11 protein-coding genes are annotated in these 11,074 nt (G+C 62.2%); all 11 read right to left on the bottom strand.

What is annotated here, in order from left to right:
* Positions 1-273: 273 nt before the first annotated feature.
* Positions 274-3,159: a LysM peptidoglycan-binding domain-containing protein gene (locus UF78_RS10525; RefSeq protein ID WP_045162152.1), complete on the bottom strand. Its 2,886-nt coding sequence runs from the start codon at positions 3,157-3,159 to the stop codon at positions 274-276.
* Between the two features lie 73 nt (positions 3,160-3,232).
* Positions 3,233-4,279, bottom strand: coding sequence for an EscU/YscU/HrcU family type III secretion system export apparatus switch protein (locus UF78_RS10520; RefSeq protein WP_045162151.1), 1,047 nt, complete (start codon positions 4,277-4,279; stop codon positions 3,233-3,235).
* 240 nt (positions 4,280-4,519) lie between these two features.
* Positions 4,520-5,338 carry a type III secretion system export apparatus subunit SctT gene (sctT, locus tag UF78_RS10515; RefSeq protein ID WP_230623614.1) on the bottom strand — a complete coding sequence of 273 codons (819 nt, stop codon included), beginning with the start codon at positions 5,336-5,338 and terminating at the stop codon, positions 4,520-4,522.
* Positions 5,339-5,359: 21 nt separating this feature from the next.
* Positions 5,360-5,602, bottom strand: a complete 243-nt coding sequence (gene sctS / locus UF78_RS10510; RefSeq protein ID WP_272892037.1) for a type III secretion system export apparatus subunit SctS — start codon at positions 5,600-5,602, stop codon at positions 5,360-5,362.
* 28 nt (positions 5,603-5,630) lie between these two features.
* Positions 5,631-6,287, bottom strand: a complete 657-nt coding sequence (sctR, locus tag UF78_RS10505) for a type III secretion system export apparatus subunit SctR (RefSeq protein WP_045162147.1) — start codon at positions 6,285-6,287, stop codon at positions 5,631-5,633.
* Positions 6,280-7,302 (bottom strand): type III secretion system cytoplasmic ring protein SctQ, encoded by a 1,023-nt coding sequence (gene sctQ / locus UF78_RS10500; protein WP_052679310.1) that lies wholly within the window; start codon positions 7,300-7,302, stop codon positions 6,280-6,282. Before sctQ ends, sctR begins: the two co-directional genes overlap by 8 nt.
* A 10-nt stretch (positions 7,303-7,312) precedes the next feature.
* Positions 7,313-7,759 carry a hypothetical protein gene (locus tag UF78_RS22990; protein WP_196298656.1) on the bottom strand — a complete coding sequence of 149 codons (447 nt, stop codon included), beginning with the start codon at positions 7,757-7,759 and terminating at the stop codon, positions 7,313-7,315.
* A 23-nt stretch (positions 7,760-7,782) separates the two neighbouring features.
* Positions 7,783-9,111: a FliI/YscN family ATPase gene (locus tag UF78_RS10490; RefSeq protein WP_045162197.1), complete on the bottom strand. Its 1,329-nt coding sequence runs from the start codon at positions 9,109-9,111 to the stop codon at positions 7,783-7,785.
* Between the two features lie 11 nt (positions 9,112-9,122).
* Positions 9,123-9,713 (bottom strand): type III secretion system stator protein SctL, encoded by a 591-nt coding sequence (gene sctL / locus UF78_RS10485; RefSeq protein WP_045162145.1) that lies wholly within the window; start codon positions 9,711-9,713, stop codon positions 9,123-9,125.
* Entirely contained in the window at positions 9,710-10,315 is a 606-nt protein-coding gene (locus UF78_RS22455) for a hypothetical protein (protein WP_155397626.1), read from the bottom strand. The genes sctL and UF78_RS22455 overlap by 4 nt, the downstream gene beginning before the upstream one ends.
* Complete coding sequence (gene sctJ / locus UF78_RS10475; protein ID WP_045162144.1) at positions 10,312-11,073, bottom strand: type III secretion system inner membrane ring lipoprotein SctJ; 762 nt, start codon at positions 11,071-11,073, stop codon at positions 10,312-10,314. Before sctJ ends, UF78_RS22455 begins: the two co-directional genes overlap by 4 nt.
* Position 11,074: the final 1 nt, after the last annotated feature.

Raw genomic sequence — 11,074 nt, 5'->3', positions numbered from 1 at the left:
GGTTCCACCACTCTAGGGAGAGCAGACTGACGTCAATGTGACGGGTGGCTAACAGGAAGATATCAACGGGTCATTGGGCGAATGCGCGGGCAGGTTTTGGCAAATCGGCGGGTTTGCTCCGCTTGATGTAGGTATTTATGCACCTAAATGTCGACGTTGGTGCTAGGCGTTGTGAGGCCAGCCGAGAGTCTTCCTGGCACAAAAAAGCTACGCTCGCTTCACTGAGCGCCAGTCGGCCGGCCGCCTGGACGCCTCGTGCGTCCTATGTGCCGACTAGCTAGCAAGTGTTTGCAGGTCCAGGATCTGCAGAACCGTGTCCATCTGATTCATCGACAGGGGCGTGGCGTAGCCGCTGTAGGTGAAGTGTGGACGATCGGTGTTGTTGAATTCAAAGAAGTCATCGTCGTCGCTGGCGTCCGGAATTTGCTCGAGATCATTGTCCACCTCATCCAGGGACCGGTGAAGATTGTCTCGCAGCACACCAAGACGATCCGCGGGCATCGCATTGATCCAGGAGACGAATCCCTGCTGATTAGCTGCATCATTGAGGTCGAATCCCCGGCTATTGGCGTAGCGTTCGAGCAGGGGCAACACGCTATACCCTTCCCCACTCTGATCCGAGAGTATTTGGGCAGCACTGTTGCTGAAGCCGGCCTGTGTCAGGAACGTCACCGTGGTTTCAGTCTGGTACTGGTTGGCCTGCTTGACCTGGTCGTACTTCATATGGATTCCGGTACCCAGCAACACCACGCCGATACCGATCGGTCCCCACATACTGCCGGTGCCGACCGCCGCCATCACCCCGCCCACGCCGGTGCTGGCATACAGCGCCGCTGCCCCCGCATCCCCTTGATTACCAGCCTGCCAGGCATTGCGGAAGTCGTAGAGCGAGGTCAGCACACCGAGTACCTTCACCGGCATGCGATTGCTGCCGCCGACCAGTTTGTCGAGCGTACCGCCCTTTTCGAACATGCCGACACCGATCATCAACTCCGTGGTTTTCTGCGCCACGCCGGCGGTATCCAGGGAGAATTTCAGTGCCGTCCAGACATTCGGGTCGTTCACCAGGTTCGTCTGTGAATTGAACATAACCGCTGTATTGCCGACCACACCCAACAGTCGCAGAACCTGCCCAGGCGCGGTGTCGCGGTTGAAGGCACGCACGCCGGAACGGGACGAACTCAGTCGATCGAAATCGTCGTTCATCGCCTGCAACCGAGCACGCGCATCGACGGTGCTCTCACCCGGCTGCGGCATTGCACGCTCGATCACCTTCATCGCCTCGTCCAGGTCGGCTTCGGTCACCCCAAGCAAACGAGCGGTCGACTTGCTGTTGAAATTGTCCAGCGCGTTCTGCGCGTACTGGTAGCTCTTCGGGTTGGCGGGATCGAGCGAGGCAAGCTCCGGTAACACGGTACGGCGAATGATCTGCGTAGCCGTTTCCTCGACGAACTTGCGCCCCCGGTCGGTCAAACGACCGTACTGGCCGAGCAGCTGCATGCTTTGCGGGTCGGACAGTAGCGACGGATCACGATCAAGTGCCATGCCCAGCGCGGTAAAGGTGTCGGGGTTATCGAAGGATGCTATCAGTTCCCTTGCGAAGGCGCGCTCTTCGGGGTTCTCGATGCGGCTCAGCCGAGCATCCAGTTCAGCGCTGCCCATGTTCTGCAGTTCGGTCGCGAATTCTTCCTCACCTTCAAATAGCTGCGGGTAGTGCGCGTCGATGGTCGCGAGGTTTTCCAGCACCTGCTCACCATCATCGGCAAGCTGATCGCGCAAGCCGGTGGCCTTTTTCTGCCAGTCCTCGTTGCCCTCGACGTACTGGTCTACCGCATCGGCGAGTTGGTCATTGGTCATCACCGATCCGCCGTTTTCCTCCAGCCAAGTCAGCTCCAGCAGATGGTTCTGGTAGGCATCGACGTGCTCGCCGATGCGCTGTGTGTTCTGTGTCAAGCCGGGAAGGATGTCGCCTTCAGTGAGCGTGGTCGGGAAGTCACCCTCGTAGTGCCCGACAAGCGCGAGGGGATAGTTCAGGCTGCCACCTCCGCCGAGATGCTGACTGATGCCATGCATGTGGTAAAAGCCCATCGCGCTTAACCGCTCCAACGAACGCTGATCGGCCTGGGGGTCGAGCCGGCCGGTCAGATTGAGCAGATGGTCCATGCCCTGAGTCCCCATGCGCAGCGCGCCAAAATCGCTACTGAGCGACTCGGCGAATGCCTCCTCCAATCCGGGCAGCGCCGCCTCGACCAGTTCGCTGGTGAGCGCGGGTTCCAGATCGGCGCTCATTTCATCAAGGCGACGGAACAGCTCCAAGGTCTTGAATACGTGTGGGTCCACCGCATCCTTGTGCTCTTCGGTCAGCGCGGCCAATGCCTGATCGGCAGCTCCCTCAATGATGTCCCGCGCGTCCGACGACCGCAGGAGCGCCTGCTGTACCTCGGGTGATGCTTGTTTGAAACCTGTGTTCAGGCTCTCGAGACGTTCGAGCGGATCGGTCTTCGCTTGCGCGTCGGCAACGAGCTGGCGGGCCTTCGTCTCGATGGCGCTACCGCTATGCGAGGACGCCGCAAGGGTAATGCCTTCGGCGCTGGCGGCCTGTTCTATCGCCATTTGTGCCGGCCCGGCATCGGTCCAGTTCTCATCGAACAGGCGCTGCGCGGCATCTTTGCGCTCGCCGTCAGGCAGCGCGCCGAGGTATTCACGGACGTCGGCCACCAGCGTGTCGACCTCGGCCTGGTGGTCGATCTCACTGGCGTCCGCGTATTCGATGGCGTTGCCGCGGGTATAGAGATCATTCAGGAACAAGGCTTCGCCGTTGGGTCGCTGAGCCAGCTCCACAGGTGATGGTGGCGGCAGGAACAGCACCTCTCCGGTGTCGATGTGATCGAGACTTTCCAGCTGCGGATTGAGTTGTTCGACCTCCGGCAGCTCGACGTCGTACGCCTCGACGATGTCATTCAAGGTATCGCCGCGCTCGACGACCACCAGTCGCTCCTGTGGTTGCTGCTGGTCCAGACGCGCATCGTCAGACGCCCTGGCGCGATCGCCTACAGCCTTCTGCACGGCCTGGCGGAAACGCTCGCGCTCTTCCTGTGCCTGGGTCTGAAGGTTGCGCACTAGACGGCGCGCGCCCGAATCGTCGATCAGCAGAGCCATGTGATGTTCTCCGAAGGTTCGTTGAAAGGCAGGCCCATACGGGCAGAGCAATGAACGAGCACGTCGTGCACGCTTATATCAACCGTGCGGAGACCAGCAGGTCCGCCACACGCTGGAAATAACGATCAGGCACCGGAGCGCCAGGCGGCGTGCGCTTGCCGATGGCCTCGGCCAGCTCGCTGTCGGTGGCCAGGGGCAGGCCGAGCTGCGCGGCGCGTGCCAGCACGGCCGAGGATTGTTCGGGTGCCGCGCGGAACACCACGACCGGTACAGGCGTCTGCCCACGGACATAGCGCAGCCCGACGAGCCAACCACCGGCCTGGCCCACTATCAGCGTCGTCTGCTCAAGACCGAGGCGCGCGCCTGGTGTTTGGAAATCCTGCCGCAGACGCCGCCGCTCACGCTTGATCAGGGGGTCACCTTCCATGTCCTTGTGCTCACGCTTCTGCTCGCTCTTGGTCATGCGCATTTCGCGACTGAACAACCAGCGCTGGATCAGCAGGTCCACTGCCCCCACGACCAGAAAAGCGATGAGGGCGGTCACTACCAACGGCGTCAGGAGTGAAAGGAAGGAGGAATAGACGCAGGCGGCGCCGCAGCGGGACGACTCCATCAAGGCCTGCAAGCCGAGGCGATAGACGATCACCAGAGCCACCGCTACCACCAGCAGCTTGAACAGCGTTTTGAGAAATTCGGTGATGCTGCGCATCGAGAACAGGCGTTTGAAGCCCGCAACCGGATTGATGTGCTGGACGTCGGGTTTGATCGGCTCTGCGGTGAATACCATGCCGCGCATGGCTGCGACGTTGGTGACGATTACCGTTGCGACGGTCGCCACCAAGATCGGCAGCGTTGCTGCGATCAGCAGGCTGAACGCCTCGGATTGCACGCGTGGCCAGACCGTGGCGAATGGCTCTACATAGACGCGTGCCACAGTGCCGAGAAATTGCTGCACGCGGGCATGGATGCCGTCGATCAGCACGACCACACACAGAGTGCAGACGAGCATGACCATGCCGGTCACAAGATCCTGACTCTTTGAGAGCTGTCCCTTCTGCCGTGCATCACGCAGCTTCTTGTCGGATGCAGGCTGGGATTTCTCTTCGCTCTTGTCACTCACCGCAGCCGTGCCTCGCGTTCAGGCACCAGTGCTCGCGCCCACGCGGAATTCAGCGAGCAGCCGTTCATACTCAGGCCACCGGACACGATGGACATGCGTTGTCTCCTTCGGGATTTCGACGCCAGACGACACGACTTCCATCCCGAAGCCAAACAAGCTAATGCGAGGCGGCTATCCAGCCGCTTTGGTATGACTCTGCCGCGACACGATGACAGAGGTATTGCAGTAGGCGGCCCGTCGTCAGTCGAACGCAGCCGCCCCCATGGCGAGGCTCGAATCCAGGAAGCGTTGGAAAAGCGTCGGCAGCGCCTCCAGTTCCGTCAGCATGAACGGCACCAGAAACGCGGCATACAGCGTTAGCAGAAAGGCGAACAGGAGATTCTTGACCGGCAGCGAAAGGTCGAACACATGGAGCTGCGGTGCCATCCTTGAGAGGTACGCCAGCAGCAGATCCGCCACCAGCAGAGCGATGACCACGGGCGCGATCATCAGCACGCCGATGCTCATCAGCCGGTCGAGCACGTGCAGCAACTGCAACGCGGTGCTCTCGACCAACACCGGCGTCAAAGCCTGCGCTGGCCATAGGGTGTAACTACGATAGAAGCCATCGAGCATGGCAATGAACCCGCCAGTCATGAAGAACAACGCGATCAGCGCTACCGTGAGAAAGGTCGAGGTCACACTCGCCTCGCCAATACCCAGCGGATCGAGCAATTGCGCCATGGTCGATCCCCGTTGCAGGTCGATCAGCTCACCGGCGACCTCGGCCGCCCAGAACGGGATACCGAACAACAGCCCGATCGCAAGTCCGATCACCAGTTCCTTGACCAACAGCCCCGACAGCATCAGTGGCGACGGCGCGTCCAGGCTCGAAAATGCCAAGAACACCGAAGGCGCCACAGGGAGCGCAAGGACCACCGCCACCGCCGAACGCAGCAGACCGGTCAGCCCGAGCCGGTTGAACGCAGGCGTGATCATCACCAGGCCCAGTGCGCGTGCGACTGCCAAGCCGAATGCGCTGAGTAACGGATAGGCCAGATCGAAGAATGCTGAGGCCAATTCACCGCCGACAAACACGGCCTAGCGGGTCCAGGCAGGAAAACGGTCGAGCATCTGTCCCGCCAGGTCAGCCACTTCACCGCCCAAGAGCGGCCCGGTGACGATCAACACCAGCAACACGGCAACCAACTTGACCGCCTGCGGCAGGGTCTGATCCTGGATCTGCGTCAGCGCCTGCAAGAGTCCGACGCCAAAGCCGACCAGGATGGCGACGCCAAGCGCCGGTGCGGACAGCAGCAGCACCAACAGCGCAGCGTCCTTCATCAACGCCACGAAAGCGGCTTCGCCCACGTCAGCCTCCGTAACTCATGATCAGACCATGCATCAGCCGCGACCAGCCATCGACCGCCACGAACAGGAAGATCTTCAGGGGGATCGAAATCAGCGTCGGCGAAACCATCATCATGCCCATCGCCATCAGCACGTTGGAGACGATCAGATCGATTACGAGGAAGGGTATGTACAGCAGGAAGCCGATCTCGAACGCGCGGGTCAGCTCCGAGCTGACGAACGCCGGGATCAGGACGACCAGATCATCATCGCGCAGGTCAGCCCGCGCTTCTTCCGACCATAGGTCCTCGGTGGCATCAAGAAAGAATGCCCGCTCGCTCGGCTCAGCGTAGCGCGACAGATGCGCCTGCAACGGCGCGCGAAGCACACCGGCGGTGGCTTTCACCTCCTCGACGCTGTCGAGCGCCAAGGGTCGGTTCTCCAATTGACGAAACAATTCTCCCGCCAGCGGCGTGGTGACATACACGGCCAGAATCAGCGCAATGCCGTAGAGGACCAGGTTCGGTGGCGTCTGCTGAACGCCCAGCGCGTTGCGGATAAGGAACAGCACCACGGAGATCTTCAGAAAACCGGTCATGGTGACCACCGCCAGCGGAAGCAGGCCAATGGTGGCCACCAGCAGAATGATGCCGAACAGGTTCGGCTCGAACTCATTCATCGGCGGCGAAGCTCGTCAGCCGAACACCCAGCCCCGTGCCAAGCGTTACCAACTCGCCGCGGCCGATACACCGGCCGTTGACGGTGAGCTGCACCGGTTCGGTGAGGTTGCATCCAAGCTCCAGCACACTGCCCTCGCCCAACTCACGGACGTCACCCAGCGGCAACTCCAACCGGCCTACCTCGCAAACCAGGCGTACCGGCAGGCGGTCCAATGCATCGTTAGGCGATGCATGTGAAGTCGTGGAATCAAGCGAGGCTTCCATGGGGTTAGGCTCCATCAGACGAAGGGAAGATAGGGGCGCAAGCAGCCGAACCGCGGCGGGCCCGGCGGACTCACACGAGGTTTCAAACGCCTCGGCCAAACACAGTCGATAGCGGGCAGCGGGACGATCGAGCATCACGACATCACCAGGACGCAGACTGCGCAGGTCACCGAGCGTGAGCGACTGCCATCCGCATTCAACCACCGCATGCAGTGGTATGACGGGTAGCCGATGCGGCGCGATGGGAAGTTGTTCGAGCAGATCGGCCAGCAGATGCGCGGCTCCGTCATCCAGATCGATCCAGCCATGTGCTTCGGCTGACGGCAATCCGAAGGTGACCCCCAGACGCAACCGGCAGGCATCAACGGGACCGTCGATATCGAACCGAACTGGCCGCTGAAGGCGCTCTTCCAGCTGGGTGATCGGCCCGAGCAGTGCCTGTTCCACGTACAGGGCTCGCCAGGGCGACGGCAACTGCGGCCAGTTTTCGATCCCCATCAGTGCAGCCGCTTGGACGCCCAGATGAAGACAGGCGCGCGCAGAGCCAATGCTCAGCGGCAGGCCGGTCAGCGCCTGGTGTGCCGTCTTGGGCGCCGTCAGTTTCGCCAGCCGCTCACCCGCCACCGTACTGATGGGCACCGGCAGCCGTCGCCGATGCAGGCGCGCAATCAGAGGCAGGAGATCGGGAGGAACGGCGGGCAAGCTGTCACGCAGAGGCCGGTAATCAGATGAACGCTCGGGTGTCGTCACTCGGTCTTCCTTAGGGCCAGTCGGGGCGCGTGAGGCGTTCAGCCTCGTCTTCGTCGTGCAGATCGGCGTCCACCCGGGCCTTGTTTGCTTGACGTTGACGATGAAGCTCCATCGCCTCGCGTCGTTTGCGCTGATGCGAATGGGTACGGGCAAGCGCATCCCTTTGCGTCTCGGCGTCGTCCTGTGCCACGCGCGCCTGTTCGATCGTTCGCTGGTGGCCGGCCTCTTCGCTGGCAACGCTGATTCGCCGGGCGTGCTCCTGCTGCAGCGCGTCGAGATCAAGCCGATCGCCGTTCAGGTACAGGAGTGTCGATGCGTCTTCGGCCTCGAGTTCGTCGAGAAAACGCTGATAGTCCTGCTGCGCATCGTTTGCACGCTGCGCCGCTTCCCTTGCGGTCTGGGTCTGTCGGGCCAGCGCAGCAGCAGCCTGACGTTCTCGCAGCTGACGCAAGCTCATCAGGCGATCAAGGGTTGGGCCGGTCATCGGGCCAGCTCCGTCATGGCCCGCAGGGTGTCGCCGAACGTCGAATGTTCGTCCGTAGCCTGGCGTAGAAAGCGGTCGATGACCGGCTTCCGGGCGATTGCAGCGTCTATTTCCGGGTCGTTCCCTGCCTTGTATTCGCCAACCTGCAACAGCAGTTCGATATCCCGGTAGCGCGACAGCGACTCACGAATGCGCGCAGCGGTTTGCCGTTGCAGTGGCCGGGTCACTGCATCCATCAGACGGCTGCGGCTGCGCAGCACATCGATGGCGGGGAAATGGTTGCGCTGGGCGAGCGATTGACTCAGGTGGATGTGCCCATCAAGGATCGACATCACCTCCTCGGCCACCGGATCCTGACTGCCCTCGCCTTCGGTTAGCACCGTGTAAAGACCTGTGATACTGCCGTTAGCCCCGGGGCCCGCGCGTTCGAGCAAGCGAGGCAGCGCCGCGAACAGCGAGGGCGGATAGCCGCGACGGGTCGGCGGCTCGCCAGCGGCCAGGCCTATTTCACGCTGGGCGCGGGCGAAGCGCGTCACGCTGTCCATCAACAACAGAACATGGCGGCCCTGGTCCCTGAAATGCTCGGCGAGAGCTGTCGCGACATAGGCCGCTTTCACCCGCTCCATTGCCGGGCGATCTGAGGTAGCGACAACGGCAACGGTGCGAGCCCGAGCCGTCGGATCGAGATGACGGTCCAGCAGCTCCCGCACTTCCCGGCCACGCTCACCGATCAGCGCGAGCACCACCACGTCCGCCTCGGTGCCTCGCACCATCGAGGCCAGCAGTGACGACTTGCCCACCCCCGCCTCGCCGAACAAGCCCATCCGCTGGCCGCGCGCGAGTGTCAGCAGGCCGTCGATTGCGCGAATACCCAGCTGCAAAGGCTGCTCGATCAGCTGACGATCAAACGGCGCCGGTGGCTCGGCCTGTACTGAACAACGCCCCATCGGCGGCAGGCTCTCGCCTTCCGGCCCATCGAGCCATTCGCCAAGTGCGTTGATCGCCTTGCCGAGAAGCCCGTCACCCGCTGGCACCTGCAAAACCGAGCCGGTCGAAATGACTTCGGCACGGGTGGACATCCCGTCGAGATCGCCAATTGGGGTAAGAATCGCTTCTTCGTCGGCGAAGCCCACGACCTCAGCGGGAATCTGCCGTCCGGTCAGTGGATCACGCAGATAACAGAGTTCACCAATTCGCGCCATCGCCAGGCTGGCATAGACCATCACACCGCGAACGCGACGTACACGGCCACGCGGCAGACGCGGATCGGCCTGTAGGGCGCGCTCCTGCAAGCGTGGCAACAGGTCGCTCAGGCGCTGGTCCAGCGGTAGTTCGCTCACGCCGATAGCTCCCGACTGGACGGATGGAGCGCCTTCGACAGTCCTTCGAGCTGCGCATCGAGGCCTAGGTCCACCACTGCCGAACGGCTGGCGAGCATGGCCTGAGCACCCACCAGCTGCGGATCCGCGGTTACGGTCGGCGACCGGCTGCCCACCAGCGCGTCAAGGTTGGCCTGCACCGCTGCAACCTGCTCAGGAGCGACGTGTAGCGTCAGCACCTGTTGATCACGGAACGCTTTCAGTGCTTTCGCAGTGAGACGGGCGATGCGTTCAGCATCGTCCAAACCTTCGATCAGCTGACGAACAACAGAGAGAGCGAGCTTCGCCAGATCACCTTCCAGACCGGCGAGGTAGCGTTCGACGTCCGCATGGGTCTGAGTCAAGAGCTCTGCCGCCGCATCGGCTCCCTGCCGGTGCCCATCGGCGTAACCCTGCTCGCAAAGTTGATCGGCCTCCTGCAGCGCACGTTCGCGTAAGGCTTCGGCCTGCTCACGCGCCGCCTGAAGAAAAGCAAAGCCGTCGGCCCAGGCCTGCGCCTCGTCAGCGCGAAGGATGATGCGGTTCGGCTGTGTCGGCAGATCACTCATGGCTTGTCAGTTGCCTCAGCGAAGTAATCGACGGCGACGACGCGCACGATCTCGAGTCGACGTGCGTCATGCTCATCACCCACAGGCGCACCCTCATCAAATCCGCGCAGACGCATCCAGTCCCGTGACGACAGCGATAGTTGGACGTACCAGGCGGCCATGCAGGCTTCGCCTGTGGCACAGACGGCAGCTTCCAGTCCCGCCGGATCATCCGAAACCGCCGGCAACCATGCGAGCGCTCGGTGTCGCAGTGCCAATTCATACAGCGGCCGGCCAAAGCGCTCGGTTAGCGTCTGCACCTGTGCCGCCTGAATGGCACACGCGAAGGTTTGCGCATGGCAAACAGCGCCACAGGCTCGACTCAGCTCGGACCACTGGCTGGCACTGGCACGCAACAGATGACGATCACCTGCATCAAGGACCGGATCGAGGGGGACGGCATTGCCTGCGAGCAACTGAAGTAGCCGGTCATGGAAACGCGGCTCGGCGAGCAGCACATCGACACTGGCGACACCTATCTGTTGACGAGCCAGCGCAGACACGTCGAGCAGGCTGAGCAGCTCGGTGCTCGACGGCGGCCAATCCATAGCGTCCGCACTCATGTGCGCGGCACCAATGGGTAGACGCGCGCCCCGCCAGCGGGACGACGCAACAGCCAAATGCAGACGCCGGCGAGTGCCAGCACCGCCAGCAGAAGGCTGCCGAAAACCCAGCGTGCCTGATCGAGGCTAGCCTGTTGCAGGGTTATGCCGAAGAATCTCACCAGCGGCTCGGTCGCACGCTCGACGGGCGCCGGCGCTTCGACGGGAATCACCGAGACGCCTTCGTAGCTCAGCCCGGAGATGCCGTTGGCCACCAAGGTTTTCACCTGAGGCAACAAGCGATTGATATCCAGCCCGGGTTCATGGCGGATGAACACCGAGGCCGAAGATGGCACCGTGTTGCGCTTGAGCAGATCGTTATCTGGCAATACCACGTGCACGCGCGCCGATAGCACGCCATCGACCTGGGAAACGGTATGTGACAGCTCCTCACTGAGCGCATAGATCATCTGTGCGCGTTCCTGCACAGGCGACGACACCAGGCCATTGTTCTGGAACACCTCGCCTAGATTGGTGAAGCTCTGCTCCGGCAAACCGGCATCCTCAAGCAACGACACGGCGTCGGCGAAGCGGCGCTTGTCCACTGTCACGGTCAACCGTCCATCCTTCTGCATGACTCGATCAGCCGCGATACCCCGCTCCAGCAGCACTGCCACCATACGGTTCGCTTCGCGTTGCTCGAGGTCGCTGTAGAGTTCGGTGTCGCAGGCCTGCAGCAGTAGCATCAGCGCAAACAACGGGATCAACCTGAGCCGCATG

Origin of the sequence: Stutzerimonas stutzeri (assembly GCF_000952685.1) — a bacterium.
In the GTDB taxonomy this organism is placed as follows: domain Bacteria; phylum Pseudomonadota; class Gammaproteobacteria; order Pseudomonadales; family Pseudomonadaceae; genus Stutzerimonas; species Stutzerimonas stutzeri_E.
Note: the sequence above shows the minus strand (reverse complement) of the source record. Positions and strands in the feature narration are given on the sequence as shown.